The sequence below is a fragment of the Bradyrhizobium sp. CW1 genome, from assembly GCF_023100665.1.
GTDB lineage: Bacteria > Pseudomonadota > Alphaproteobacteria > Rhizobiales > Xanthobacteraceae > Bradyrhizobium > Bradyrhizobium canariense_D.
In genome coordinates this window covers 926855-951737 of sequence record NZ_CP064684.1, presented here as the reverse complement: position 1 = coordinate 951737, position 24883 = coordinate 926855, and the positions used below count along the sequence as shown (strand labels likewise).

26 protein-coding genes are annotated in these 24883 nt (G+C 64.5%); 9 read left to right on the top strand and 17 right to left on the bottom strand.

All coding sequences use genetic code 11. From position 1 onward, the window contains the following. Nucleotides 1-54 precede the first annotated feature (54 nt). Nucleotides 55-1506, top strand: coding sequence for a glutamate synthase subunit beta (locus tag IVB54_RS04515; RefSeq protein WP_018453334.1), 1452 nt, complete (start codon nucleotides 55-57; stop codon nucleotides 1504-1506). A 161-nt stretch (nucleotides 1507-1667) separates the two neighbouring features. Here the strand turns inward: IVB54_RS04515 and IVB54_RS04510 are convergent, their stop codons facing one another. Next, nucleotides 1668-1934 carry a hypothetical protein gene (locus tag IVB54_RS04510; RefSeq protein WP_018453333.1) on the bottom strand — a complete coding sequence of 89 codons (267 nt, stop codon included), beginning with the start codon at nucleotides 1932-1934 and terminating at the stop codon, nucleotides 1668-1670. Nucleotides 1935-1946: 12 nt separating this feature from the next. After that, the gene (locus tag IVB54_RS04505) at nucleotides 1947-3716 is read right to left on the bottom strand and encodes an outer membrane beta-barrel protein (protein ID WP_247299314.1); all 1770 of its coding nucleotides are present in this window, start codon (nucleotides 3714-3716) and stop codon (nucleotides 1947-1949) included. A 190-nt stretch (nucleotides 3717-3906) separates the two neighbouring features. Here IVB54_RS04505 and IVB54_RS04500 point away from each other — a divergent pair, with 190 nt between their 5' ends. Then, the gene (locus tag IVB54_RS04500; protein WP_166520846.1) at nucleotides 3907-4914 is read left to right on the top strand and encodes a KpsF/GutQ family sugar-phosphate isomerase; all 1008 of its coding nucleotides are present in this window, start codon (nucleotides 3907-3909) and stop codon (nucleotides 4912-4914) included. Nucleotides 4915-5009: 95 nt separating this feature from the next. Here the strand turns inward: IVB54_RS04500 and IVB54_RS04495 are convergent, their stop codons facing one another. Beyond that, complete coding sequence (locus tag IVB54_RS04495; RefSeq protein WP_018453330.1) at nucleotides 5010-5567, bottom strand: carboxymuconolactone decarboxylase family protein; 558 nt, start codon at nucleotides 5565-5567, stop codon at nucleotides 5010-5012. Nucleotides 5568-5639: 72 nt separating this feature from the next. Between IVB54_RS04495 and IVB54_RS04490 the strand changes: the two genes are divergently transcribed. Further along, on the top strand, nucleotides 5640-5978 hold the full coding sequence (locus tag IVB54_RS04490) for a helix-turn-helix domain-containing protein (RefSeq protein WP_204512442.1): 339 nt from the start codon (nucleotides 5640-5642) through the stop codon (nucleotides 5976-5978). A gap of 112 nt (nucleotides 5979-6090) precedes the next feature. Here the strand turns inward: IVB54_RS04490 and IVB54_RS04485 are convergent, their stop codons facing one another. The 4 genes from IVB54_RS04485 to hemH form a co-directional block, all read right to left on the bottom strand. Next, entirely contained in the window at nucleotides 6091-6537 is a 447-nt protein-coding gene (locus tag IVB54_RS04485) for an NfeD family protein (protein WP_247777082.1), read from the bottom strand. A gap of 70 nt (nucleotides 6538-6607) precedes the next feature. Beyond that, entirely contained in the window at nucleotides 6608-7609 is a 1002-nt protein-coding gene (locus IVB54_RS04480; RefSeq protein WP_007615156.1) for an SPFH domain-containing protein, read from the bottom strand. A 274-nt stretch (nucleotides 7610-7883) separates the two neighbouring features. Beyond that, nucleotides 7884-8858, bottom strand: a complete 975-nt coding sequence (locus IVB54_RS04475; RefSeq protein ID WP_018453328.1) for an ABC transporter substrate-binding protein — start codon at nucleotides 8856-8858, stop codon at nucleotides 7884-7886. Nucleotides 8859-8883: 25 nt separating this feature from the next. Next, entirely contained in the window at nucleotides 8884-9921 is a 1038-nt protein-coding gene (gene hemH / locus IVB54_RS04470) for a ferrochelatase (RefSeq protein ID WP_018453327.1), read from the bottom strand. Between the two features lie 81 nt (nucleotides 9922-10002). Between hemH and IVB54_RS04465 the strand changes: the two genes are divergently transcribed. Further along, the gene (locus IVB54_RS04465; protein WP_018453326.1) at nucleotides 10003-10401 is read left to right on the top strand and encodes an MAPEG family protein; all 399 of its coding nucleotides are present in this window, start codon (nucleotides 10003-10005) and stop codon (nucleotides 10399-10401) included. A gap of 153 nt (nucleotides 10402-10554) precedes the next feature. Here IVB54_RS04465 and IVB54_RS04460 read toward each other — a convergent pair whose 3' ends face one another. The 3 genes from IVB54_RS04460 to IVB54_RS04450 are packed head-to-tail and all read right to left on the bottom strand — an operon-like array spanning nucleotide 10555 to nucleotide 14371. Further along, nucleotides 10555-11655 (bottom strand): nickel/cobalt transporter, encoded by a 1101-nt coding sequence (locus IVB54_RS04460; RefSeq protein WP_247360922.1) that lies wholly within the window; start codon nucleotides 11653-11655, stop codon nucleotides 10555-10557. Next, a complete protein-coding gene (locus IVB54_RS04455) occupies nucleotides 11652-12290 on the bottom strand; it encodes a DUF1007 family protein (protein ID WP_247299312.1) in 639 nt (212 codons plus the stop codon). The genes IVB54_RS04460 and IVB54_RS04455 overlap by 4 nt, the downstream gene beginning before the upstream one ends. Further along, nucleotides 12290-14371: a M3 family metallopeptidase gene (locus IVB54_RS04450; protein ID WP_018453323.1), complete on the bottom strand. Its 2082-nt coding sequence runs from the start codon at nucleotides 14369-14371 to the stop codon at nucleotides 12290-12292. The genes IVB54_RS04455 and IVB54_RS04450 overlap by 1 nt, the downstream gene beginning before the upstream one ends. Nucleotides 14372-14506: 135 nt before the next feature. Here IVB54_RS04450 and IVB54_RS04445 point away from each other — a divergent pair, with 135 nt between their 5' ends. The 5 genes from IVB54_RS04445 (at nucleotide 14507) to IVB54_RS04425 (ending at nucleotide 19321) form a co-directional block, all read left to right on the top strand. Then, entirely contained in the window at nucleotides 14507-14761 is a 255-nt protein-coding gene (locus IVB54_RS04445) for a hypothetical protein (protein ID WP_018453322.1), read from the top strand. A 672-nt stretch (nucleotides 14762-15433) separates the two neighbouring features. Then, nucleotides 15434-16576, top strand: a complete 1143-nt coding sequence (locus IVB54_RS04440; RefSeq protein WP_018453321.1) for a type III PLP-dependent enzyme — start codon at nucleotides 15434-15436, stop codon at nucleotides 16574-16576. A gap of 132 nt (nucleotides 16577-16708) precedes the next feature. Continuing rightward, a complete protein-coding gene (locus IVB54_RS04435; protein WP_026232510.1) occupies nucleotides 16709-17296 on the top strand; it encodes an N-acetyltransferase in 588 nt (195 codons plus the stop codon). A 144-nt stretch (nucleotides 17297-17440) separates the two neighbouring features. After that, nucleotides 17441-17830 carry a RidA family protein gene (locus IVB54_RS04430; RefSeq protein ID WP_018453319.1) on the top strand — a complete coding sequence of 130 codons (390 nt, stop codon included), beginning with the start codon at nucleotides 17441-17443 and terminating at the stop codon, nucleotides 17828-17830. 48 nt (nucleotides 17831-17878) lie between these two features. Further along, the gene (locus tag IVB54_RS04425) at nucleotides 17879-19321 is read left to right on the top strand and encodes a homospermidine synthase (RefSeq protein ID WP_018453318.1); all 1443 of its coding nucleotides are present in this window, start codon (nucleotides 17879-17881) and stop codon (nucleotides 19319-19321) included. 213 nt (nucleotides 19322-19534) lie between these two features. Here IVB54_RS04425 and IVB54_RS04420 read toward each other — a convergent pair whose 3' ends face one another. The 7 genes from IVB54_RS04420 to IVB54_RS04390 form a co-directional block, all read right to left on the bottom strand. After that, nucleotides 19535-19870: a hypothetical protein gene (locus IVB54_RS04420; RefSeq protein WP_026232509.1), complete on the bottom strand. Its 336-nt coding sequence runs from the start codon at nucleotides 19868-19870 to the stop codon at nucleotides 19535-19537. 122 nt (nucleotides 19871-19992) lie between these two features. After that, nucleotides 19993-21012: a WD40 repeat domain-containing protein gene (locus tag IVB54_RS04415; protein ID WP_018453316.1), complete on the bottom strand. Its 1020-nt coding sequence runs from the start codon at nucleotides 21010-21012 to the stop codon at nucleotides 19993-19995. After that, nucleotides 21012-22055, bottom strand: coding sequence for a GTP-binding protein (locus IVB54_RS04410; protein WP_026232508.1), 1044 nt, complete (start codon nucleotides 22053-22055; stop codon nucleotides 21012-21014). The genes IVB54_RS04415 and IVB54_RS04410 overlap by 1 nt, the downstream gene beginning before the upstream one ends. A 54-nt stretch (nucleotides 22056-22109) precedes the next feature. Then, on the bottom strand, nucleotides 22110-22973 hold the full coding sequence (locus IVB54_RS04405; protein WP_247777081.1) for a metal ABC transporter substrate-binding protein: 864 nt from the start codon (nucleotides 22971-22973) through the stop codon (nucleotides 22110-22112). Nucleotides 22974-22978: 5 nt separating this feature from the next. Continuing rightward, nucleotides 22979-23848, bottom strand: a complete 870-nt coding sequence (locus IVB54_RS04400) for a metal ABC transporter permease (RefSeq protein WP_247360919.1) — start codon at nucleotides 23846-23848, stop codon at nucleotides 22979-22981. Between the two features lie 6 nt (nucleotides 23849-23854). After that, nucleotides 23855-24610: an ABC transporter ATP-binding protein gene (locus IVB54_RS04395; RefSeq protein ID WP_018453313.1), complete on the bottom strand. Its 756-nt coding sequence runs from the start codon at nucleotides 24608-24610 to the stop codon at nucleotides 23855-23857. 2 nt (nucleotides 24611-24612) lie between these two features. Beyond that, the gene (locus tag IVB54_RS04390) at nucleotides 24613-24849 is read right to left on the bottom strand and encodes a hypothetical protein (protein ID WP_039798633.1); all 237 of its coding nucleotides are present in this window, start codon (nucleotides 24847-24849) and stop codon (nucleotides 24613-24615) included. Between the last annotated feature and the right edge of the window lie 34 nt (nucleotides 24850-24883).

The window sequence follows — 24883 nt, the reverse complement described above, 5'->3', positions numbered from 1 at the left end:
AATGACGACGAGAGAGAAACACAACGAATTTAAGCGGCAGGGACTTCGGGTTTAATGGGCAAGATCACGGGTTTTCTCGAAATCGAACGGCATGACCGCAAGTACACCCCGGTCGCCGAGCGCGTGAAGCATTTCCACGAGTTCGTCGTTCCCCTCTCCGAGAAGGAAACGCGCGACCAGGCCGCGCGCTGCATGAATTGCGGCATTCCCTATTGCCACGGCACCGGCTCGGTCTCGCCCGGCACGCCCGGCTGCCCGGTCAACAACCAGATCCCGGACTGGAACGACCTCGTCTATCAGGGCAACTGGGAAGAAGCCTCGCGCAATCTGCACTCGACCAACAATTTCCCGGAGTTCACGGGGCGCATCTGCCCGGCGCCGTGTGAGGCGTCCTGCACGCTCAACATCGACGACAACCCCGTCACCATCAAGACCATCGAATGCGCGATCGTCGATCGCGCCTGGGACAATGGCTGGCTGAAGCCCGAAATCGCCGCCCATAAGACCGGCAAGAAGGTCGCGGTGATCGGCTCCGGTCCGGCCGGCATGGCCTGCGCGCAGCAGCTCGCGCGCGCCGGCCACGACGTGCATCTGTTCGAGAAGTTCGCCAAGGCCGGCGGCCTGCTGCGCTACGGCATCCCCGACTTCAAGATGGAGAAGGGCATCATCGACCGCCGCGTCGCGCAGATGGAAGGCGAAGGCGTCACCTTCCATTACAACAGCCATGTCGGCGCCGACGGCAATGTCGACCCACGCGAGATGCTCAACGAGTACGATGCCGTGGCGCTGACCGGCGGCGCCGAAGCCCCGCGCGACCTCCCGATTCCCGGCCGCGACCTTGCCGGCATCCACTATGCCATGGACTTTCTGCCGCAACAGAACCGCCGCGTGTCGGAGGAACCGTTGAACGGCGTCCAGGAGATTTTGGCCGGTGGCAAGCATGTCGTCGTCATCGGCGGCGGCGACACCGGATCCGATTGCATCGGCACCTCGCTGCGCCAGGGCGCGCTCTCCGTGACCCAGCTCGAGATCATGCCCGCCCCGCCGGAGCACGAGAACAAGGGCCTCACCTGGCCGAACTGGCCGCTGAAGATGCGGACGTCCTCCAGCCAGGCCGAAGGCGCGATCCGCGAATTCGCCGTGCTGACGCAGAAGTTCACCGGCGAGAACGGCAAGGTCAAGAAGCTGCACTGCGTGCGCGTCGACGACAAGTTCAAGCCGATCGCCGGCACCGAGTTCGAACTCGACGCCGACCTCGTCCTGCTCGCGATGGGCTTCGTCCATCCCGTGCACGAGGGCCTGCTCAAGATGCTCTCGGTCGAGCTCGACCCCCGCGGCAACGTCAAGGCCAACACGCTGGACTATCAGACCTCACGCCCCAACGTGTTCACCGCCGGCGACATGCGCCGCGGCCAGTCGCTGGTGGTCTGGGCCATCCGCGAGGGCCGGCTGTGTGCCCGGTCGATCGATACGTTCCTGATGGGGAAGACGGATCTGCCGCGGTAGTTGCTTGGCTCGCTGTCAGATTTACAAACGGTGTCATCGCCCGCGAAAGCGGGCGATCCAGTATTCCGAAACAGTTGTGATTTACCGAGAAGCCGCGGCGTACTGGATGCCCCGCCTTCGCGGGGCATGACGGCGGAGTAGATGGCGAGAGCGACGGGGCCTTAGCCCAAGACGTGCGGAAAGTGCTGTGCGTCCCACTCGTCAAGCCGGAACAGCACCTTACCGTATTCGAGAAGCTTGTCGTTCGGCCGATAGGGACGCGCCGAAACTTCGACGTCCGAGGCTACTTCACTGGGCATCAGGTGAAAGTGGTCGTTGGTCTCGCTCAGGGCGAGCAGTTCCTTGACGAGAAGGTCTCGGCCTTCGGGATTGAGCCATAGCTCGAATACTCCAGCCGAGTTGATGTCCAAAGTAATCCGAGCCGCCACGGGGCCTCCCCTCTAATTCTGCAACCTCACCCCGACCATCACCACCGTCGCCTGCGAGCTTGACCCCGGCTGGTTCGAATCCAGGATGTCGTGGCGGAGCGTGCCCTTGATCCAGATGTTGCGGTTGAGCTTGTAGATCAGATTGCTTTCGAACGAGTAGGTCTTGTCGTTACGATTCTGGCCCTGATAGTCGTAGGTGCCGTAGGTGAATTTGCCCACTGCCGTAAGCCAGCGGCGGAAATCGTGATCGACTTCGACCCCGTAGGTGTGCACCAGCACGCCGGAGGAGCCGGGGACGGTGGTCTCGGCGATCTGGGTGTCGGTGGCGAATTTCACCGTGGTGAGGCCGCTTGCACTCCAGATCAGCGAGCCCGAGGTCAGGAAGCCCGCGAGCTGGCTCAGGCGCGGGTCGACATAGTTGCGCGCGGAATAGCCGACCGAGACCTCGCCGATGAGGATCCGCGAGAACTCGAAGGACGTGCCGACCTTGGCGTAGCCGCCGTTCGAATCGCGGAAATAGCCGTTGCGGTCGGCGGCCAGGTCATGGACGCGGGTGTCGCCCTGGATCTCGACGAATGGCTTCAGCCCCGGCTTGAGATCGTAGGAGAAGCGTCCGACGCCGCCATACTGGTTGAAGTCGCGATCGTCGTTGCTGAAGGTCGAGCCGTCGGTCAGTTTTGAGTTGGTGTAGGCGGTGCGATCGACAGTGGCGCCGGCCGCGATCTGGAAGCGGTTGAAGCTCTGGTCGAAGCCGACGGTCGTGCCATAGGCGGCATAAACAGGATATTTTTGCAGGCCGGCCTGCACGTTCGGGCTGCCGGGATTGTCGGTGGCGAGCCGCAGGCGCAGCTGCGTGGTCAGCTTGAGATCGCGATTGACGTCGAGGCGGCCGTCGACATGGCCGTTGAAGTCGGGGCGGTCGACCTCGACCGGCGAAGGCGAGGCAAAGCCGTCGATCGTCGCCGGCATGTTGTTGGTGTAGCCCGAGAACGAGCCGCGCAGATCCGCGACCAGCGCGTGGCGCTCCCAATCGGACGCCACGAGGAGATCGGGTGCAACCACATAGGCCGGCGAGCCGACCGGCTTGTTCAGACGCGCCGGATTGGTGTCGTAACCGGTGGAGAGCTCGAGCCCGCCCTTGATCAGGAAACTGCCGGCATAGTCGCCGACCGCGCCGAACGCATCGTCATCGGCCTTGAGGCGGCGGCGTAGCGGCTGGCCGGGCACGGTGCCCGCCATCGCCGCCGGCACGGGCGCCTTGTTGGCGGAGGCGGACGGGGGCGGCGCGATCTTCGGCGAACCGAGCGTGGATGGCGGCGGCGTAGTGGTCGGCGCCCGCGAGCCGGGACCAGCAGGGCGCTTCGGCTTGGGCTGACCCGGATAGAACTTCGGCTGCTGCCGCTTGCGGTTCAGCGAGTCGTAGCCGGAGCTGCTCGCACCGTTGGCGGCCGGCAGGCCATAGGTCGGGACTTGGCTGGTCGCGTTTTGGTTCGTCGGGTTCTGCCATGGGCGCGCCGGCGTCTGCTGGCGCTTGCGAAAGTCGGAGTTGGGATCGGGCAGCGCCGGCAGCGCATCCGACGGTGCCTGCGGAACGCCCGCGGTGCGGCGCGTCGGCAGCGTGTCGGGCGAAGCGAAGCCACCGCGGTTGGGACTGAACAGGTCGGGGGTGAGGCTCTGGGCGGCCACGGGGGCGCTTCCGAGGACCGTCAGCGCAAAGCACGGCAAAGCCGCGCGCAGGAAATGCGCGCGTTTGCTCCGGCTCGTGCCTGGAGACGACCCCACGATGGAAGAACTCCAACGAAATCAAACACTTTCGCGATTGTCCCCACCGATCGGCGGGAACTATCGTTAATGGAGTTAAAACAATTATGGTTAACGACCGGTTGAGGGTCGGGTCGGGCTCGTCGCCTCGAAGGCCGCGGCGTGTTAAGCAGGCGCCAACGGGCGAAGGCCCCTCCTCCTGGACCAGAACATGCCGAGTTCGAAACCGCTGATGACCCAATCATCCGGCCCCATTCCCGACAGCGTCGAATCCGCACTCCGCACGCTGGAAACGGAGAGCGGCGGTATCAACGCGCTCGCCGCCGCCCTGCGCGGCCCGCTTGGCGCGAGCTTCGCCCAGGCGGTCGATCTGATCCGCAACGCGAAGGGCCGCGTCATCGTCACCGGGCTCGGCAAGTCGGGCCATATGGGCCGCAAGATCGCGGCAACGTTGGCCTCGACCGGCACGCCCGCCTTCTTCGTGCACACCGCCGAAGCCGCCCATGGCGACCTCGGCATGATTACCACCGACGACGTCATCATGGCGCTGTCCTGGTCCGGCGAGCAGCCGGAGATGAAGACTCTCGTGAACTATTCCGCAAGATTCGCAATCCCGATGATCGCGGTGACGTCGAACGCGGCATCCTCGCTGGGACAAGCGGCCGACGTCGTGATCGAGCTGCCGAAGGCGCGCGAGGCCTGCCCGCACAATCTGGCGCCGACCACCTCGACCCTGATGCAGGCCGCGATAGGCGATGCGCTTGCGATCGCGCTGCTCGAAGGCCGCGGCTTCACCGCGCTGGAGTTCGCGCATTTCCACCCCGGCGGCAAGTTAGGGGCGATGCTGAAATTCGTCCGCGACTACATGCGCACCGGTGCGGAAATCCCGGTCAAGCCGCTCGGCACCAAGATGTCGGACGCGGTGATGGAGATGTCCGCCAAGGGTTTGGGGTGCGTCTGCATCGTCAACGAGGCGAACGAGGCTCTCGGCATCATCACCGACGGCGATCTGCGCCGCCACATGCGGCCCGACCTGCTGACGGCGTCGGTCGACGACGTCATGACCAGGCAGCCGAAAACCGTACCGCCCTCGATGCTGGCCACCGAGATGATCGAGGTGCTCAACACCCGCAAGATCACGACGCTGGTCGTGACCGAGGCGGACAAGGTGGTGGGCATCGTGCACCTGCACGATCTGCTGCGGGCAGGCGTGGCGTAGGGAGCCACTCACCGTCATTGCGAGCGCAGCGAAACATCCAGAGTGCCACCGCGGAAAGACTCTGGATTGCTTCGCTACGCTCGCAACGACGGCGGCTAGAGCGGCGCAGGAAATCTTGCCGCCGTCTCCTCCAGCGGCAACCGCAGTCCGTTCGCCAGATACGAGACCGTGCGGTAGAAGCCGCACAGCAGCATGATCTCCAGGATCTGCGCCTCGTCGTAATGCGCCGACAGCGCAGCGAACTCAGCGTCGTCAAACGTCGCGCTGTGATGCAGCGCGTCGACGGCGGCGATCAGCGTCTGCTCGGCCGGGGACCAGCACGACGACGCCGCATCACCCTGCACGGTGGCGCGCACTTCCTCCTCGGTGAGTTTCGCCGGCCCGGCAAAGACCGCGACATGCACGCCCCATTCATATTCGCATTTGTTCAGCGCGCAGGTGCGGTCGATCACGATCTCGCGCTGGCGCAGCGACAGCGGTCCGGGATCGAGCAAGCCGCCGGCGCGAAACTTGTCCCAGGCGCGGGTGTGGCCCGCCATGACCCGGAACAGCAGCAGTGGCGGCGCGCCGCGCATGATGCGGTCGAACTGGGCCTGGATCTCCGGGGGATAAGGCGGGGTGAGCGGGGCAATGCGCGCTGTGACCGGGGACATTGGCCGCCTCTCTTGCTACATTTAACGTAGCATGAAGCTACACTATTTGTAGCACCGCGCAAGGGGGCGACGATGGCGAAACAGACCACTTCGAGATCGCGCGGCGTCCGTGGCCCGCGCAGCGGGCGGCCGATCATGGTGCTGCTCGACCTCCTCGGACGACGCTGGAGCCTGCGAATCCTGTGGGAGCTGCGCGACGCCCCCCTCACCTCGCGCGCATTGCGCACCGCCTGCGACGAGGCCTCGCCGACGGTGCTGCAGGCGCGGCTGGACGATTTGCGCGAGGCCGGGTTCGTGGAGCTCGGCGAAGCCGGCGGTTACGCGCTGACGGCGCTCGGGCGGGACTTGTGCGAGACGTTCATGCCGCTGCATAGGTTTGCGGAGCGGTGGCGCAGCAAGAGCGGCGCGTAAGTCTGGCGATGCCGTCCCGACTAGCTCGTCATTGCGAGCGAAGCGAAGCAATCCAGAATCTTTCCACCGGCAGCAGTCTGGATTGCTTCGCTGCGCTCGCAATGACGGTGGACTAAGCCGCCGCCACCGTCAGATTCGCGCCGTCCACTTGCACCACCTTCACACGCGTGCCCGCCGGCGTATCGGGACCTGCGACGCGCCAGACGGTGTCGCCGATGCGCAGGGTGCCGTTGCCGTCGACGATCGGCTTCTCCAGCGTGAACTCGCGGCCGAGCAGCGCATCCGCGCGCTTGTTGAGGAAGGGGCTGGCGGCAATTGCATCCGGCTTCGGCCGGGCGAGCCGACGCCAAACCGGCACGGCGGCGGCGGCGAAGATCGCGAACATCACGAGCTGGATCTGCCAGGATATCGCCACTCCGAACGAGATCAGCCCGACCAGCAGCGCGGCGAGCCCGAGCCAGAACAGGAAGACTCCCGGCGCCAGCACCTCCAGCGCCATCAGGATGAAGCCGAAGATCAGCCAGTTCCAGGTGCCGAGCGATACGAACATGTCGGTCATGACACGACCTCTTTGAAATGGCGCATGCCCTTGTCGGAAAACCGGTGTCCACTTTTCCGGGGCATGCGCTTTACCCCTGCCGCGGCGGCACCGCCGGGGGCGTGCTCCCAGTCGTCGGCACCGAACCGCGACGAGCGGCGGCAGCGGCGGATGCAGCACTCTCGCCGAACGTCGCCTTGGCGATCTCGCCGATGCCGGCGAGCGAGCCGAGCATGCTGGTGGCCTCGATCGGCAGCATGATGATCTTCTGGTTCGGCGAGTCCGCAAACTGCCCGAACGCCTTGATATATTTGTCGGCGATAAAGTAGTTCAGCGCCGCGACGTCGCCCTTGGCAATGGCTTCACTGACCATCTGCGTCGCCTTGGCCTCAGCTTCCGCCGACCGCTCGCGTGCTTCGGCGTCGCGGAAGGCGGCCTCGCGGCGACCTTCCGCCTGGAGGATCTGGCCCTGCTTGGCACCCTCTGCGCGCAGGATCTCGGACTGGCGTGCACCTTCGGCCTGAAGGATGTCGGCGCGTTTGACGCGCTCGGCCTTCATCTGTCGGCCCATGGCTTCGACGAGGTCCGCCGGCGGCACAATGTCCTTGATCTCGATACGATTGACCTTGAGGCCCCAGGGCGAGACGGCGGCATCGACTACACGCAGCAGGCGCTCGTTGATTTCGTCGCGGTGCGACAACACCTGGTCGAGATCCATCGAGCCCATCACCGAACGGATGTTGGTCATGGTCAGCACGGTGACGGCTTGGGTCAGGTTAGAGACCTCGTAGCTCGCCTTGGCGGCATCGAACACCTGAAAGAAGGCGACGCCGTCGACCGTCACGGTGGCGTTGTCCTTGGTGATCACCTCCTGCTCGGGAATGTCGATCACCTGCTCCATCATGTTGATCTTGCGTCCGACGCGATCGAAATAGGGCACGATCAGATTGAGCCCGGGGCTCAGCGTCTGGGTGTATTTGCCGAACCGCTCGATGGTCCAGTCATAGCCCTGCGGCACCGTCTTCACGCCGGCCACCAGCGTGACGATGACGAGCAAGACCAGAACAATCGCGAAAATGTCGAAACCGCTCATATTTCCTCCAAGGCGGAAAAGATTGGCGGGAAAAGGCCTTTTCCGCGCTGTCATTGGTCGGGATCACGACCCCAAGGGTTCAGTAAAGTATTCAGTAAAGAGTTCAGAAGGATTCAAGGCTCAGCGGTCGTGCCTGATTTCGGCATCGGTAGGATTCTACACAAGACACCGGGAGAGGGAATGGTCGCGATTATGTATTTGCGAGGCGCTCTTGAAAGCGTGCTGGCGCACACCTAGCGACGACGTTAACGAATCCGGCGGTCGCAGCCAAATCCTACTCGATGACCTCGTTCGCGGTTGCGAGCAGGCTTGGCGGAAGCGTGACGCCGATCGCCTTGGCCGTCTTCAAGTTGATCGCCAGCTCGAACGTGGTCGGATTCTGGACCGGCAAGTCGGCCGCTCGCGCACCCTTCAGGATGCGATCGATATAGGTGGCGGCGCGGCGGAGCTGCTCGGCGCTGTCGGTGCTGTAGGACATCAAGCCACCCTCGTCGACGAAGGTCCGGCTCCAGAACACCGCCGGCACGCGCGCTTCATTGATGGCTGCCAGGAGAAGCGCACGGTTGGACATGGTGAAGAAATCCGGCAGCACCAGCAGGCCGCCGTCTTTCCGCAAGGCCAAGGCGGCGATCGAGGCCGTGTCATGGACCGGCGCGGGCACCACCGTCACATCGAGCGCGCGGCCGGCGTCTTCGATCGTCCGCAGCATCAGCGGCGCGAACGGCGCGGTGGCGGGATTGTAGACGACGGAAACGCGTGACGGCTTTGGCACGACCTGCGTAAGCATCTCCAGCCATTTGCCGGCCAGCGGGCCGTCGTAATCGGTGAAGCCGGTGATATTGCCGCCGGGATGGGCGAGATTCTGGACAAAGCCCTGGCTGACAGGATCGGTGACGACGGCGAAAACGATCGGGATCGTCGTCGTGCGCTGGCGCAGCTCCTCCACTGAGGGCGTGCCGACCGCAAGCAGGATGTCGGGCTTGAGCGCCACGAGTTCGTCGGCGAGTTGCGCGATCCGCGCGCGGTCGCCGCCGCCGTTGCGCCAATCGATCTCAAGGCTGCCGTCCTCCTTCCAGCCATGGCCGGCAAGCGCCTCGACCAGGACCGCGCTACGCGTCTGCCCGATCGCATCGTCCGCCGCAGTGACCGAGAGCACGCCGAGCCGGCGCGTCGCATTCGCTTGCGCCAGCACCGAGGCCGGCAGCATCGTGGTCACCCCAAGAAGCGCCAGAACCTCGCGGCGGTTCATGGGGCGCTCCTCGGATCCAGGCTCACTATATCCAGCCCTGGAGCTCGCGCAGCACCAGCGTTCGGATCACATCCATGCCGGGGTCGCTGTCGTTGAGGCAGGGGATCGCGGAAAACTGCTCCCCGCCATTGTGCTTGAAGATCTCGGCATTCTCCTGCGCGATCTCCTCCAGCGTCTCCAGGCAGTCGGCGGAAAAACCCGGCGTGATCACCGCGATACGGCGCACGCCCTCTTTCGCCAGACGCTCCATGGTCTTGTCAGTGTAGGGCTGCAGCCACTCGTCGAATCCGAAGCGCGACTGGAAGGTCAGCAGCAGCTTTGTCTCGTCCATGCCGAGCCGGCGCCGCAGCGCCTCGGTGGTCGCCACACATTGGTCCTGATAGGGGTCGCCCTTGTCGACATAGGCCTTCGGCATGCCGTGGAAGGAGGCGACGATCAGCTCTGGCTTGAACGACAGGCTCACCAGATGCGTCTCGATCGAGGTGGCGAGCGCCTCGATATAGGCTTCGTCCTCGTAGTAAGACGGCGTCACCCGCAGCGTCGGCTGCGCGCGCAGCCGCGCAAGCACGCGAAACACCTCATCGCAGACGGTGGCCGACGTCGCGGCGGAATATTGCGGATAGAGGGGGACGGCAAGAATGCGATCGCAGCCCTTCGCAATCAGCGCATCGACGCCCGACTTGATCGAGGGATTGCCGTAGCGCATAGCCCATTCCACCGTGACCTGGTCGCGGTCCGACAGCATGGCTCCGAGCTTGTCGCTCTGCGAGCGCGTGATGGTCTTGAGCGGCGACTCGTTCTTCTCGGTGTTCCAGATCTTGAGATAATCGCGCGCCTTGGCGCGGGGGCGGGTGCGCAGGATGATGCCGTTCAGCACCAGCTTCCAGATCAAGCCCTGATCCTCGATGACGCGGGCGTCCGAGAGGAACTCCTTCAGATAGACCCGCACGCCGCGCGCGTCGGCGGTATCGGGCGTGCCGAGATTGACCAGGAGTACGCCGACGCGCGGCTGGCCGGACTGAGGCAGCGGCTTCGTGGTCTTGAGAGGGGCTAGGGTTGTCATGCTCGTTGGGTCGCGCGTTGCCCCGAGCTTGTCAAGATCAGGCCGGTTTCGCTAGGGTCGCACCGAGGCGGGGGAGGAAAGATGACACTCGCGGAATGGTGCGTCTCCGGAGCGTTGCTGCTCTATTTGGTGACGATCGTCTCGGTCAAATGGATCAGGTTTCGCGGGTTCGACAATTCACGCCCGCGCGATCCCGCCTTCTACGAAGAGGCCATCGCGCAGCGCGCGCTCGGCGCCCACCAGAATGGTATCGAGACCTTTCCGTTCTTCGCCTTCGCGGTGCTGCTGGCCGAATTCCGGGACTCGCCGCAGCGGATGATCGACGAGCTCGCGGTGCTGTTCCTGATCGTACGGATCGCCTATGTGCTGACCTATCTCGGGAACCGCCCGACGCTGCGCTCCATCCTCTGGAGCATCGGCTTTGCGATCAATCTCGGGATCTTCTTCATGCCGGCGTTGAAGCAGTTCTTGCCGGTGTGACTCTCCCTTTGTGGGAGAAGGTGGCGCGAAGCGCCGGATGAGGGGTTCTATCGGCGAACGCAGCTGCAAGAGGATCGCTCGCGGAGACAACCCCTCACCCGTCTCGCCGCTACGCGGCGAGCCACCCTCGCCCACAAGGGGAGAGGGAAAAACTCAGAAACACGTCGTCCGTTCGGCCGCGATGTAACCCAACAACAGGCCTGCACCGAACAGCAGCACGAGGCCGGCGGCGGCGAATTCGATGCCGCGCATGAACAGCGCGCCGTTGCCGTCGCGTCCGGCGCTCAGGCGGGCGGCGATGTCCTTGGCGGAGACGGCGACCACGGCAATGACCGCGACGGTGATCGCGGTGCCGAGCCCCATCAGCAGAGTTGCGGCGATGCCGGCCCAGAACAGGCCTTGGGCCAACGCGAACACCAGCACCAGGATCGCGCCCGAACAGGGACGGATGCCGACGGTCAGGATCGAGGTAAAGCCGCGTCCCCAGCCTCCGAGGCCGGCGAGCTCGCTCGGCATGGGGCCGTGGGAATGGCCGCAATGCTCGTCATGGACGTGGTGATGCGCGTGGTGATGATGGGCGTGCGCATGATCGTGACGATGATGATCATGCGCATCATGATGGTGGTGACCGTGATCATGATGGTCATGCGGCACGCCCGCGATCGCCGACACCGGCTGAACCGCCTGCAGCGCACGGATGAAGGTGCGGCCCTTGACCCAGACCAGGCGCAGGCCGAAAAGCGCGATCAGGGCGTAGCTTGCGATCTCGATCGCGCCTTCCGCCTTGCACATGGTCCTGGCGGTCGCATTCAGCACCCAGGCCGAGATACCGACGATCAGGATCGCCACCAGCGACTGCATCAACGCGGATGCAAACGACAGCACGATGCCGCGCCTGACAGTCTCGCGATTGGCGACGAGATAGGAGGCGATCACCGCCTTGCCGTGGCCGGGCCCTGCGGCGTGGAAGATGCCGTAGGCAAAGGAGATGACGAGCAGCGTCCACACCGCCGAGCCGTCGGACTTGGCGGCGCGAATGGTCGCCGACATCTGGCGATAAAATTCCGATTGTTTTGCCAAGAGCCAGCCGATGAGGCCACTGGCCTCAGGCTCAGCCGCCCGCGCGGGTCTTGGTGCGCCAAACGGGTTCTGCGCGACGAGTTCGTGGAGGGCCGCGTCGGCCACGCCCGCAACCAGCAGAACGGCGGCACAGGTGAGCAGCCCACGTGCGAGCGGGGAGAGTTTCGACTTCAAGGGCAATCCACCGTGATCTTGTTGGCGAACATCATGCCGAAATTGGAGTTCTCGCCGTTCATGAAGGTCTGCTCGTTGAGCTTCTGCGCACTCGCGGTGCCGTCGCTCGGCCGCTCAAGTTTCATCTGGCAGCCGGCGGGCGCGCCGACCAGCTTGATCGGGTTGTCCTTGGCCATCTGGAAGTCAATGAAGAAGGAGCGGTCGAACACTTCGAGCATCAATTGCTTGGACCTGACCGGATTCTTCAGCGGCAGCGTGAAGTGCAGGGTCAGGACCGTATCCTTGTAGTCGAGGAAGTAGTCGACCGGCTCCTGGAATCGCTCCTTCTTGCCGTCGGCTCGCGCGAAGGTGAAGTAGGCATATTCCTTCAGCGACTCGACATTGGTCTGCGCCAGCGGTCCGAGCTCCTCGCGGGTATAGACGCCCTTGGTCTTGCTCTCGAGCCCCTGCACGGCATAGGCCGAGAACATGTCGTCAAACGTCCAGGCGTGGCGCACGCCGGTGATGGTGCCGTCCGCGGCATAGAGCAACTCGCTGGTCGCGGTGATCCAGACATGCGGGTGCGCCTGCGCCGCCCCGGCCACAAAGGTGAGGCCAGCGGCGAGCAGCAGCCCGAGCAGGGCGCGCACGCCCATCAGGCCGCCTTCGGGGCGTCAAGCAGACCTCGGCGACGCAGCAGCGCATCGGGCTCCGGCGGGCGGCCGCGGAAGGCCTCATAGGCGGCTTCCGGATCGACCGATCCGCCGCTCGAGTAGATGTCGTCGTGCAGGCGTTTTGCGACGGCGGGATCGAAGATGTCGCCGGCTTCCTCGAATGCGCCGAAGGCGTCGGCGTCCATCACCTCCGACCACATGTAGCTGTAATAGCCGGCGGCATAATGATCGCCGGTGAAGATGTGACCGAATTGCGTCGGACGGTGACGCAGCGAGATCTCCTCGGGCATGCCGATCTTCTCCAGCTCGCGTCTCTCGAAGGCGCGGACGTCCTGCGCGGCGGAGGCCGGCTGGGTGTGGAATTCGAGATCGATCAGCGCCGAGGAGACGAACTCGACCGTGGCGAAACCCTGGTTGAATTTTCGCGCGGCCAGGAACCGTTGCAGCAGATCGTCCGGCAGCGGCTCGCCGGTCTGGTAGTGGCGGGCAAACTTTTGCAGCACCTCGGGCCGCTCCTGCCAATGCTCGTACAGCTGGGAGGGCAATTCGACGAAGTCGGTGAACACGGAGGTGCCCGACAGCGACGGATAGGTCACGTTGGAGAGCATGCCGTGCAGGCCATGGCCGAACTCGTGGAACAGGGTGCGGGCATCGTCGGGCGACAGCAGCGAGGGTTCCCCGTCCGCGCCCTTGGAGAAGTTGCAGATGTTGAGGATCAGCGGCGCGACCTCGCCGTCGAGCTTCTGCTGGTCGCGCAGCGAGGTCATCCAGGCGCCGGAGCGCTTCGACGGCCGGGCGAAGTAATCGCCATAGAACAGCGCCTTGTGCTTGCCGTCCCGCCCCTTCATCTCCCAGACCCGGACGTCCGGATGCCAGACCGGCACGTTCTTGCGCTCCTCGAAAGTGACGCCGAACAGGCGCGTGGCACAGTCGAAGGCGGCGGCGATCATGTGATCGAGCGCGAGATACGGCTTGATCGCGGCGTCGTCGAAATTGGCGCGCTGAAGGCGCAGCTTTTCGGCATAGAAGCGCCAGTCCCAGGGGGCGAGCTTGAAATTGCCGCCCTCCTCCGTGATCAGCGCCTGCATGTCGTCGCGGTCGGCGAGCGCCCGCGCCCGGGCCGGCTTCCAGACCCGCTCCAGAAGGCCGCGCACCGCTTCCGGCGTCTTGGCCATGGAATCCTCGAGCCGGTAGGCCGCGAAGGTCGGATAACCCAGGAGATTGGCGCTCTCCTCGCGCAGCTTCAGGACCTCGACGATGGTCGCGTTGTTGTCGTTGGCATTGCCGTTGTCGCCCCGCGCGGTGAAGGCCTTGTAGACCTTCTCGCGCAGGTCACGCCGGGCCGAGCTCTTCAGGAACTGTTCGACCGAGGAGCGCGACAGGGTGACGATGGCCTTGCCGGCCATGCCGCGTTCTTCCGCCGCAGCCTTGGCGCTGGCGACAAAACTCTCCGGCAGGCCCTGGCGGTCGGCTTCGCCGAGCTCCATGAACCATTCCTGCTCGTCGCCGAGCAGATGATGACTGAAGCTGGTGCCGAGCTGGGCGAGTCTCTCGTTGATCTCCGCCATCCGCGTCTTGGCCTCTTCGGAGAGGCCGGCGCCGGAGCGGTGGAAGCGGGTGTAGGTGCGCTCGAGCAGGCGGAGCTGTTCCGGTGTCAGACCGAGATTGGCGCGGTTCTCGTGTAGCTGGGCAATGCGGCCAAACAGCACGGCGTTCATCATGATCGGATTCCAGTGCCGCGCCATCCGCAAGGAAACCTCCTTGTCGATCTCCAGAATGGCCGGGTTGGAATGCGCCGAGACGAGGTCGTAGAAGACCGACGCGACCTTGCTGAGCAGCTTGCCCGAGCGCTCCAGCGCCGTGATGGTGTTGGCGAAGTCGGGCGCGGTCGGGTCGTTGGTGATCGCTGCGATCTCGGCGGAGTGGTCGGCGAAGGCCTGCTCGAAGGCCGGGAGGAAGTGCTCCGGCTTGATTTCGTCGAAGGGCGGGGTCGCAAACGGCGTCACCCACGCCTTCAGCAGCGGGTTGGTCTCGGAGTCCGTAGTTTGGCGGGGTTCTGACATTACAAGTCCCGATTTGTGGCTCGATTGTTGCGGCCAGCTATAGCACGCGATAGGGCTTTTTTGGGCCGTTTGCCCTTGCTCCCGGCTGCCTTTTCGGTGAGATTGCGGCCCTCCAAGCCTAGGACCCCTGAGCTCATGAACGCGACCTCCTCGTCTTCCCGTCGGATCGTCTGGCCGAGCGTCATCACCGTCGTCAGCGCCGCCATCCTGATCGGCGCCGAGGTGTTCGGCGCGGCGTTTGCCGGCGGCTGGGCGCTCGCGATCCTGTTCGGGCTGGGCGAGCAAGGCACGCACATCCTTCAGGCCACGCTGTTTGCGCTCGGCGTGCTCGTGATGACGGCCTTCATCCGCGCCGCTCAACGCGTCGAGCCGTTCACGAAGCGCGGCTGAAGCGCGGACGCTCGCGAGTGACGCGCGCCGCGCAGAAAACTTAACGCGCGTTCATCTTTCGCGTCGCGCGCGCAACACTGCGCAAGCAGATGTTAGGCAATTCTGTTCGCAGCCTAAAAAATCTCTTGCGAAGCAGAGTCAAAACACTTATGTGCGGATTGCCCAATTTCGCACGTGCCTGTGGTCGTGTGTCAGTCGGTAGGTATCCGGACAAGAGGCCGGACAGCCGCCAAGGGGTGAAGAAGCCGAGGGGCTCTTCGGAAGTGTGGAAGTCGGAAGGCTCATCGCCGGAAGACGAAAGCAAACCCGGAGCGTCCAGCATCTCTCTCAAAGAGATGCCTTGTCGAAGGTGACTTTGCTCTTTGCAACCGTGACTGGCAGCCGGAGGCGAACCGGCGCACCCCGCTCTCAACGGGGGACGCGACTTAAAGCAACGACGGATCGGGCTTTTTTGGTCTCTACCGGCAGTCCAACGCCGGCGCGGGCTACTGAAAAGGCTTGTCCTTCATTGCCAGGTGTGCGGGCGGGAACATTCCCAACCAATCCACGGCAGCACAGTCTGATGTGAGTCTTTGGCTCGTCGCGCCTCCATCGCGCGATCTGGCCGGAGCGCTCTTATCCGACGTCATTTTTTGAACGGATCCCCGTCGCTGGGCCGTTTGGGAGAGTGCTATGACCGACCGTATCCAGGAATTCCTGCGCAACCGCCGCAGCGAGGGCCTCGACACCGAGCCGTGCCTCGTCGTCGACCTCGAAGTCGTGCGCGACAATTACCAGACCTTTGCCAAGGCGCTGCCCGACAGCCGCGTGTTCTATGCCGTCAAGGCGAACCCGGCGCCGGAAGTGCTGGCTTTGCTCGCCTCCATGGGCTCCTGCTTCGACACCGCGACGGTCGCCGAGATCGAGATGGCGCTGGCCGCCGGTGCGACGCCCGACCGCATCTCCTTCGGCAACACGATCAAGAAGGAGCGCGACATCGCGCGCGCCTTCGCGCTCGGCATTCGGCTGTTCGCGGTCGATTGCGCCGCCGAAGTCGAGAAGGTCGCCCGTGCCGCGCCCGGCGCAAAGGTGTTCTGCCGCATCCTCTATGACTGCGCCGGCGCCGAATGGCCGCTGTCGCGCAAGTTCGGCTGCGACCCGGAGATGGCCGTCGACGTGCTCGACGTTGCCAAGCGTCTGGGCCTGGAGCCGTGCGGCATCTCCTTCCATGTCGGCTCGCAGCAGCGCAAGGTGAAGGCGTGGGACCGTGCGCTGGCAATGGCCTCGCAGGTGTTCCGCGACTGCGCCGAGCGCGGCATCAACCTGACCATGGTCAACATGGGCGGCGGTTTCCCGACCAAGTACCTGAAGGACGTACCGCCGGTGGTGACCTACGGGCGCTCGATCTTCCGCGCGCTGCGCAAGCACTTCGGCAACCAGATTCCGGAGACCATCATCGAGCCGGGCCGCGGCATGGTGGGCAACGCCGGCATCATCGAGTCCGAAGTCGTGCTCATCTCGAAGAAGAGCGACGAGGACGAGGTGCGCTGGGTCTATCTGGACATCGGCAAGTTCGGCGGTCTCGCCGAGACCATGGACGAGTCGATCCGTTACGCCATCCGCACCCCGCATGACGGCGCGGACATGACGCCGTGCGTGCTCGCGGGCCCGACCTGTGACAGCGCCGACGTGCTGTACGAGAAGAACCCGTATCCGCTTCCGGTGACGCTCGAGATCGGCGACAAGCTGCTGATCGAAGGCACCGGGGCCTATACGTCGACCTACTCGGCGGTGGCTTTCAACGGCATCCCGCCGCTGAAAACCTACCACATCTGATCCGCCTCGCGTCTGAGGCCTGACGAACCCGGGAACCGGCTTGCCGGCTCCCTCCCTGACATTTCGATTTCTGACGACGCCTTGAACCGGCGTGCTTTGCGCACGTCAGTTTCAAGCGGGGACTGACGCGCCATGACTGCTCTTCGGAAGACACAAATTGACCCCACTTCGAAAGCCGCTCCGTTCGCGATCCGTGCGGAGCGTGCTGTCGACGTTGCGATGCGTGAAGCGCTGCTCGATGCGTCCTTTGGCGAGAACCGCCATGGCCGTACCTGTCAGCGCCTGCGTGACGGACGCGCCCCCGCTGCCGGCCTTGCGCTGGCCGCGATGCGCGAGGGGAAGCTCGTGGGAACCGTGCGGCTGTGGCACGTCAGCGCCGGAGGCAGGCCCGCTCTGGTCCTCGGACCGCTGGCGGTGGACCCTGCCTGCCGCGAGCTCGGGATCGGCGCCGCGCTGATGCAACAAGCGCTGGCTGCCGCCCGGGCGCGCGGGCATGCCGCCGTGATCCTGCTCGGCGATGCCCCCTATTACGCCCGCTTCGGCTTCTCGGCCGCCAACACCGGCGAGCTGTCGCTGCCCGGTCCGTTCGAGCGCGACCGCCTGCTGGCGATCGAATTCACGACAGGCGCGCTGGACGGCGCCGCCGGGATGATCGTCCCGACTGGTGCGGCCCTGCCCAAACGGAGGGTAGTTCGCGCCCTCCAGGCGCGCGCGGCTTAAGGGATCGCCATGATGGCGACGACCTAGCCGCGTTAAGCGGCAACGCCCGGCTGTGCCTGCGTTAAGCTCCATTCCTTTGGGGTTGCGCAGGCCGGCAAATTGCGTAAACCCCACGAAATTCCTCTTCAGTCGAGGCCTACGACCATGTCCCGCCGCCTCATTTCCACCGGCTCCCCGTTCGAGAAGACCGCCGGCTACAGCCGCGCCGTGATCGACGGCGAGTTCGCCTTCGTCGCGGGTACCACCGGCTACGACTACACCACCATGACGATGCCGGCCGATGTCACGAGCCAGTCACGCAACTGCTTCAAGACCATCGAAGCTGCCCTGAAGGAGGGCGGCTTCGAGATGGCCGACATTGTCCGCGTCACCTATTACCTCACCGACGCCAAGAACGCAGACGCGCATTTCGCGGTCTGCGGCGAAGTCCTCGGCGAGATCCGCCCGGCCGCCACGCTTCTCGTCGTCTCGGCGCTCTACAAGCCCGAGATGAAAGTCGAGATCGAAGCCACTGCCAAGCGCCGCAGCACCTGAGCCATCCCTCACCATTTGCTCGCCAGCACGTTCCGGAGAAACCATCCTATGAGCCCCGCCTCGCAGATCTACGCGAAGATCACTGGCCCCATCGTCATGGTCGGCTTCGGCTCCATCGGCAAAGGCACGCTGCCGCTGATCGAGCGGCATCTCGATTACGACAAATCGCGCATCACCGTGATCGATCCCAAGGACGAGGGTCGCAAGGCGCATTGCGAGAAGCACAATGTGCGCTTCATCCAGAAGGGTGTGACCAAGGACAATTACCGCGAGTTGCTGACCCCGCTGCTCACCGAAGGCGGCGGCCAGGGCTTTTGCGTCAATCTCTCGGTCGACACCGGCTCCACCGACATCATGGAGCTCTGCAACGAGCTCGGCGCTCTCTATATCGACACCGTCAACGAGCCCTGGCTCGGCTTCTATTTCGATTCGTCGAAGGGCCCGGAGGCGCGCTCCAACTACGCCCTTCGCGAAGCGACGCTGGCCGCCAAGAAGGCGCGCCCCGCGGGGTCGACGACGGCCGTCTCCTGCTGTGGCGCCAATCCCGGCATGGTCTCGTTTTTCGTCAAGCAGGCGTTGCTCAACGTCGCCGCCGATCTGAAGCTCAATGCCCCCAAGCCGAAGACCAAAGCCGAATGGGCGGACTTGATGCGACAGGCCGGTATCAAGGGCATCCATATCGCCGAACGCGACACCCAGCGCTCCAAGAAGCCGAAAGAGCCCGATGTCTTCGTCAACACCTGGTCGGTGGAAGGTTTCCTGTCGGAAGGCGTGCAGCCCTCCGAGCTCGGCTGGGGCACCCACGAAAAATGGATGCCCGAGAATGCGCGGACTCACGAAGCCGGCTGCGGCGCTGCCATCTATCTGATGCAGCCCGGCGCCAACACGCGCGTGCGCACCTGGTGCCCGACCCGCGGCGCGCAATATGGCTTCCTCGTCACCCACAACGAGTCGATCTCGATTGCCGACTATTTCACCGTGCGCGACGCATCGGGCACGGCGGTCTATCGGCCGACCTGCCACTACGCCTATCATCCGGCTGACGATGCCGTGCTGTCGCTGCATGAAATGTTCGGCCGCGCCGCGAAGATGCAGGAAAAGCACCACATCCTCGACGAGAACGAAATCGTCGACGGCATCGACGAACTCGGCGTGCTGCTGTTCGGCCATGACAACAATGCCTACTGGTACGGCTCGCAGCTCTCGATCGAAGAGACCCGCAAGCTCGCGCCCTATCAGAACGCCACCGGTCTGCAAGTGACCTCCGCCGTGCTCGGCGGCATGGTGTGGGCGCTAGAAAACCCGAACGAGGGCATCGTCGAAGCCGACGAGATGGATTTCGATCGTCTGCTGGAAATTCAGCTGCCGTATCTCGGCCCGGTGAAGGGTTTTTATACCGACTGGACGCCGCTGACGGATCGTCCGGGACTGTTCCCGGAGGACATCGACACGAGCGATCCCTGGCAGTTCCGGAATGTTCTGGTGCGGTGAGGCGGCGTCGCGCCACGGCCACTGCTGTCATGCCCCGCGACCCGGCTACGCCAAGGCTTAGCCGAGGTTGAGGTCCAGGCGCGCCGAAGCTTTAGCGTAAGCGGCAGGCGGGGCATCCAGTACGCCGCAGCATCTCCGTATCCACGCACAGCCTCTGGAATACTGGATCGTCCGCCTTCGCGGACGATGACAGCACCCGCGTAGATGCAGAACCTACTTCCTCTCGATCGGCGGCGCGATCTTCTCGGCTGGGGCTGGCGGCAATGCTGGTTTCGCCGCGCCGGCAGCGCCCTGCGTCTGCGGTTCGGGCCGCGCGGGCTCTGGGGCGGGCGTGGTCGGCCGGTCGCCGCCGGGCTTGGCTTCCGCGGGCTTATTCTGATCGTCGGACGGCGTGCCCTGAAGGGGTTGCGTCGCTTGGGCTGTCTGCATCCGGGTCTCGGCGCGGATTTGCGCCAGCGACATGCCTGACACCACGACGCCTGCCGCGAACAGCGAGCAGGCGACCATCAAGTCGAGCTTCAGTCTGCGCTTGTCATATTGGCCGGGCATGTCGATCACCGCCTTTGTCTGCGGGATCAACGAAATTGCCGCTCTGCGGTTCCCGCCCGTGGCGGCCGGAACTCGACGGCTGCGCGCCACATGGCCCCATCCACGGTCGGAACGATGACAGATTAAAGCTCGAGCAGGCCGCCATCACCATTTTCGTCGGCGAACGCCAACAGCGTCCCCTTCGCGTTCCAGGCGAGCGCGGCGACTGCGGGCGTGCCGTTGCGGCGGACGAGGATCTCGGCGCCGTCCTCCAGACGGACCATCAGCACGGTGCCGTCGCTGTAGCCGGCGGCGAAGATGTCGTTCCTGGGGTGGCAGGCGACGACCGACACGCGCGCCTGCAGCGGCGCGAGCATCGCTGGCTCCTTGCCCATCGGGCCATCCTTGCTAGCGAACGGCCACAGGATCACCGTGTCGGCGCCCGAGGTCGCCAGCGCCTTGCCGCCCGCGCTCCACGACATCGAGCGGACGCGGCTGGGATAGCCGGTCATGCGCATGTGCCTGTTGTCGGCAAGCCGCCAGCCGTGCAGCGCCGATTCGTGCATCGTGGTGACCAGGAATTTGTTGTCCGGGCTGAAGGTGACGCCGAGATGCGAGCCGGCCCAAGGCAGGAATTCGGCCGACCCCGCCATGTTGGGAAACCACAGCGTCGCGCCGTTGTAATGGGCGATCGCGAGACGCTGGCCCTTCGGCGCAAACGCGAGGCCGCCGACGGTCGAGGGCACCTCGAGCGACTTCTCCTCGCTCTTGCCGCTCTTGAAGAAAGCAGTCTTGCCAGCCGACCAGGCGTAGGCACCGTCCGGATGCAGCGCCACCGCATCGATCCAGCGCCGTTTCGGGTCGGTCGCAAGCAGCGTCACTTCGCCTTTGGCCTCGAGCGACACGACTTTTCCATCGTCGCCGCCCATCACGAGGCGCTTGCCGTCGGAGGCGGCCGAGAGAATGCCGCCGCTGTGCACGGCGATCTTGCTGATCTCACCCTGGCTATCCACGAGCGCGACATTCTCCTCGCCGCCGACGAAGGCGGCGCGGTTGCCAAGGAAATGCACGGAGGTCACGACCATGCCGAGCGCGAGCGGTTTGACGCGCTCGGTGACGGAGACGATCGAGGCGGAATCGGCGGGTGGCGTAAACTCTTTCATCACGAGACGATGCAGCTCTCAAAACCCTGGCGAATGAGGTCTTGCGGCAATTCGCGACCGATGAAGACGAGGCGGCTCTCGCGCGGCTCGCCGTCCTTCCATTTGCGCTGGTGGTTGCCCTCCAGCATCATGTGGACACCCTGAAAGACGTAGCGGTCATCATCGTCGTGGAAAGCAAGGATGCCCTTGGAGCGCAGGATCTTGCCGCCCTCCACCTGCACCAGGTTCTGAAGCCAGGGCATGAACACGTTCGGATCGAGCGGCTTGTCGGTCTTGAGTGACAGCGACTGCATGTCCTCGTCGTGATAGTGCTTCAGGCCGTGGCTGTGATCATGATTGTGATGATGGTCGTGATGGTGATGATCATGGTCGTGGTCATGATCCTCGGCATTCAGGAAGTCCGGCTCGATGTCGAGGATGCGGTCGAGGTCGAAAGCGCCGCGGTCGAGCACGTCCGCCAAAGCCACCGAGCAGCGCTCGGTGCGATGCAGTTTCGCATAGGGATTGATGGCGCGGATGCGGGCCTCGACCTCGGCAAGTTCTCCCTTGGAAACGAGATCGATCTTGTTCAGCACGATGACGTCGGCAAAGGCGATCTGGTTCTTGGCCTCAGGTGCATCCTTGAGGCGGTCGGATAGCCATTTGGCGTCCGCAACCGTGACCACCGCATCGAGGCGCGCGCTCTTCTGCACGTCCTCGTCGACGAAGAAGGTCTGGGCGACGGGGGCCGGATCGGCAAGACCGGTGGTCTCGACGATGATGGCGTCGAACTTGCCCTTGCGCTTCATCAGGCCTTCCATGATGCGCACGAGATCGCCGCGCACGGTGCAGCAGATGCAGCCGTTGTTCATTTCGAACACTTCCTCATCGGCACCGATGATGAGGTCGTTGTCGATGCCGATCTCGCCGAATTCGTTGACGATGACGGCGTATTTCTTGCCGTGGTTTTCCGACAGGATGCGGTTCAACAGCGTGGTCTTGCCCGCACCGAGATAGCCGGTCAGGACGGTCACGGGAATTTTTGGGGCGGTCGCTTCAGACATAACAACTCCGGACTTCGGGCTTTTCGCGCGACGCGAGGCGGGGTGGCCCCTGCCCTAGTGGTCAAGCGCACTGGTCAGGGCCTTTATATTGTGCCTGACCATATCAATGTAAGTGGGTGCAGGCCCCTTTTCGCCGGTCAAACCGTCCGAAATCAGGGTCCCGCCGACTTTTGAGCCGGTCTCCGCCGCGATCCGCCGGATCAGCCGGTCGTCGCTGATATTTTCCAGGAACACGGCTGGGATTTTTTGGGCCTTGATCTGGCCGATGATGGTGGCGATGTCCCGCGCGCTGGGCTCGGTTTCCGTGGAGACGCCGAGCGGCGCGATGAACTGGACGCCGTATTCGGCGGCGAAATAGCCGAAAGCGTCATGGGTCGAAATCACCTTGCGACGCTCCTGCGGGATCTTGGCCACGGCTGCGCGGACCTCGCGGTCGAGCGTTTCGAGCTTTTCCAAATAGGCCTTGGCCCGGGCGCGGAAGAACTCCGCATCGTCAGGGTCGACCGCGGCCAGCGCATTGGCGATGTCGGTGACGTAGATTTTGGCGTTGGGGACCGACTGCCAGCCATGCGGATCTGTGGCCGAGCCGAGCTTGAGCGGCGCGATGCCGGCGCTCACGATAACCACCTGCGCCTTGCTGCCCGAGGACTGCACGAGCCGTGGCAGCCAGCCCTCGAGACCAAGCCCGTTGACGATGACCAGCTTTGCGTCCGCGATCCGCTTCGCATCGCTTGGCGCGGGCGCGTAGACATGGACGTCGCTGTCGGCCCCGACCAACGTCGTCAGATTGATCCGGTCGCCGCCGACATTACGGACGAAGTCGGCCAGGATCGAGAAGCTCGCGACGACTTTCAGTTGCTCAGCGGCGTGCAGCGGCGAGGCGATCAGCATAAGCACACAAAGCAGGATGCGCCGCATCGCTATCACGCTTCCAAATGCCGGCCGGGAAACAGCTGCCTAACGACGCCGCCGACCCGGCCGAACAGGACGGAGACGGTGTAGAGCGCGCTTGCCACCAGAATGATCGCAGGACCCGACGGCACACGGGTCTGGAACGACAGCACGAGACCTGCATAGCCGGACACGGCGGCAGCGACGACCGCGATGCAGATCATGACGGTGAGATCGCGCGACCAGAACCGCGCGATGCCGGCCGGCAGGATCATCAGGCCGACCGCGAGCAGCGTGCCGAGCGCCTGAAAGCCGTTGACGAGGTTGATCACGACCAGCGCGAGGAAAGCGAGATGCGCAGGCCCGCCGGCCCGGCTGACGGTGCGCAAAAACAGCGGATCGACGCTTTCGATCACCAGCGGACGGTAGATCACGGCGAGCACCAGCAGCGTGACCGTGGCGTTGAATGCGACGACCAGCAGCGTCTGGTCGTCCATCGCGAGAATATTGCCGAACAGCACGTGCAGCAGGTCGATATTGGTGCCCTTGATCGAGACGATGGTGACGCCGAGCGCCAGCGAGGCCAGATAGAAGGTCGCGAGCGAGGCATCCTCCTTCAACCCGGTCGAGCGCGCGACGAGGCCTGCGAGGATTGCGACGGCAAAACCTGCGATCAGGCCTCCGGCCGTCATCGCGAACAGATTGAGGCCGGAGAGCAGGAAACCGACAGCGGCGCCGGGGAGGATTGCATGTGCCATGGCGTCGCCGACCAGGCTCATCCGCCGCAACATCAGGAACGCGCCGATCGGCGCACCCGCGAGCGACAGCGCGATAACGGCCGCGAGCGCACGTCGCATGAACTCGAATTCGGTGAACGGGCCGATCAACGCGTCATAGAGCATCGGATATCAAGCCGCCCGTGAGCGGGCATCATCGGCCGAGCAGGTGGCGGCGCTGTCGTCGAAGGCTTCGCACATCCGCATTGCGACCAGCAGGTTTTCCGGCGTCAGCACCTCCGCCGTCGGCCCCCACACCACGGGACCGCGCGCCAGCACCAGCGTCTCGCTGAAATGGGTGCGCACCATCTCCATGTCGTGCAGTGCGGCGAGCACTGTGCGGCCCTCGCCATGCCAGTGCTTCACCAGCGTCAGCAGATCAGCCGTGGTCTTGCTGTCGATGGCGTTGAAGGGCTCGTCCAGCACGATCAGCCGCGCGTCCTGGAGCAGTACGCGCGCGAACAGCACGCGCTGCATCTGGCCGCCCGAGAGCGTGCCGATTGGGCGGTTTTCGAAACCGTTAAGGCCAACGGAAGCGATCGCGCGGAGGATCTTTTCGCGCGCCGCCTTGCCGATGCCGCCGAACAGGCCGGTCCCACGCCACAGCCCGGTGGCGACGAAGTCCAGCACCGAGATCGGGAAGCTGCGGTCGATCTCCGCACTCTGCGGCAGATAGGCGATATCGCGGCTGTCGAGCCCGCCGAGATGGATGCTGCCGTCGAGCGGCCTGAGGATGCCGACGATGCCCCGCAGCAGCGTCGACTTGCCGGCGCCGTTCGGGCCGATCACGGCCAGCAGCGCGCCCGGCGCGACCTCCCCATTGAGGTGGTGCACGGCCGGATGGCGGTCATAGCCGAGCGTAACGTTGTGGAAATGCAGCGCCGCCATGGTCACCTCATCGCCAGGAAGACCACGCCCCAAAGCACGGCGCAGACCGCGAGCGCGGCCGCGAGACGGGCGGCCATCGTCATGCGCAGGATCGACCAGTGCGCCGCCTGAGCCGGATGCGGAGAGGCCGCACCGTGGACATGTGCGTGGGTGTGATCGTGTCCATGCGAATGCCCGTCGTCATGGGAATGGCTATGAGCATGATCGCTATGATGGGCTTGGGACGCGGCGGGAACCATTCCTGGATGTTATATTATAACATTACAGCTGTCC

Excerpts from the sequence above, each read along its gene's own strand:
- IVB54_RS04515 (WP_018453334.1), top strand. The coding sequence starts at position 55 with ATGGGCAAGATCACGGGTTTTCTCGAAATCGAACGGCATGACCGCAAG.
- IVB54_RS04500 (WP_166520846.1), top strand. The coding sequence starts at position 3,907 with ATGCCGAGTTCGAAACCGCTGATGACCCAATCATCCGGCCCCATTCCC.
- IVB54_RS04495 (WP_018453330.1), bottom strand. The coding sequence starts at position 5,567 with ATGTCCCCGGTCACAGCGCGCATTGCCCCGCTCACCCCGCCTTATCCC.
- IVB54_RS04490 (WP_204512442.1), top strand. The coding sequence starts at position 5,640 with ATGGCGAAACAGACCACTTCGAGATCGCGCGGCGTCCGTGGCCCGCGC.
- IVB54_RS04485 (WP_247777082.1), bottom strand. The coding sequence starts at position 6,537 with ATGACCGACATGTTCGTATCGCTCGGCACCTGGAACTGGCTGATCTTC.
- IVB54_RS04480 (WP_007615156.1), bottom strand. The coding sequence starts at position 7,609 with ATGAGCGGTTTCGACATTTTCGCGATTGTTCTGGTCTTGCTCGTCATC.
- IVB54_RS04475 (WP_018453328.1), bottom strand. The coding sequence starts at position 8,858 with ATGAACCGCCGCGAGGTTCTGGCGCTTCTTGGGGTGACCACGATGCTG.
- hemH (WP_018453327.1), bottom strand. The coding sequence starts at position 9,921 with ATGACAACCCTAGCCCCTCTCAAGACCACGAAGCCGCTGCCTCAGTCC.
- IVB54_RS04465 (WP_018453326.1), top strand. The coding sequence starts at position 10,003 with ATGACACTCGCGGAATGGTGCGTCTCCGGAGCGTTGCTGCTCTATTTG.
- IVB54_RS04455 (WP_247299312.1), bottom strand. The coding sequence starts at position 12,290 with ATGGGCGTGCGCGCCCTGCTCGGGCTGCTGCTCGCCGCTGGCCTCACC.
- IVB54_RS04450 (WP_018453323.1), bottom strand. The coding sequence starts at position 14,371 with ATGTCAGAACCCCGCCAAACTACGGACTCCGAGACCAACCCGCTGCTG.
- IVB54_RS04445 (WP_018453322.1), top strand. The coding sequence starts at position 14,507 with ATGAACGCGACCTCCTCGTCTTCCCGTCGGATCGTCTGGCCGAGCGTC.
- IVB54_RS04440 (WP_018453321.1), top strand. The coding sequence starts at position 15,434 with ATGACCGACCGTATCCAGGAATTCCTGCGCAACCGCCGCAGCGAGGGC.
- IVB54_RS04435 (WP_026232510.1), top strand. The coding sequence starts at position 16,709 with ATGACTGCTCTTCGGAAGACACAAATTGACCCCACTTCGAAAGCCGCT.
- IVB54_RS04430 (WP_018453319.1), top strand. The coding sequence starts at position 17,441 with ATGTCCCGCCGCCTCATTTCCACCGGCTCCCCGTTCGAGAAGACCGCC.
- IVB54_RS04425 (WP_018453318.1), top strand. The coding sequence starts at position 17,879 with ATGAGCCCCGCCTCGCAGATCTACGCGAAGATCACTGGCCCCATCGTC.
- IVB54_RS04420 (WP_026232509.1), bottom strand. The coding sequence starts at position 19,870 with ATGCCCGGCCAATATGACAAGCGCAGACTGAAGCTCGACTTGATGGTC.
- IVB54_RS04415 (WP_018453316.1), bottom strand. The coding sequence starts at position 21,012 with ATGAAAGAGTTTACGCCACCCGCCGATTCCGCCTCGATCGTCTCCGTC.
- IVB54_RS04410 (WP_026232508.1), bottom strand. The coding sequence starts at position 22,055 with ATGTCTGAAGCGACCGCCCCAAAAATTCCCGTGACCGTCCTGACCGGC.
- IVB54_RS04405 (WP_247777081.1), bottom strand. The coding sequence starts at position 22,973 with ATGCGGCGCATCCTGCTTTGTGTGCTTATGCTGATCGCCTCGCCGCTG.
- IVB54_RS04400 (WP_247360919.1), bottom strand. The coding sequence starts at position 23,848 with ATGCTCTATGACGCGTTGATCGGCCCGTTCACCGAATTCGAGTTCATG.
- IVB54_RS04395 (WP_018453313.1), bottom strand. The coding sequence starts at position 24,610 with ATGGCGGCGCTGCATTTCCACAACGTTACGCTCGGCTATGACCGCCAT.
- IVB54_RS04390 (WP_039798633.1), bottom strand. The coding sequence starts at position 24,849 with ATGGTTCCCGCCGCGTCCCAAGCCCATCATAGCGATCATGCTCATAGC.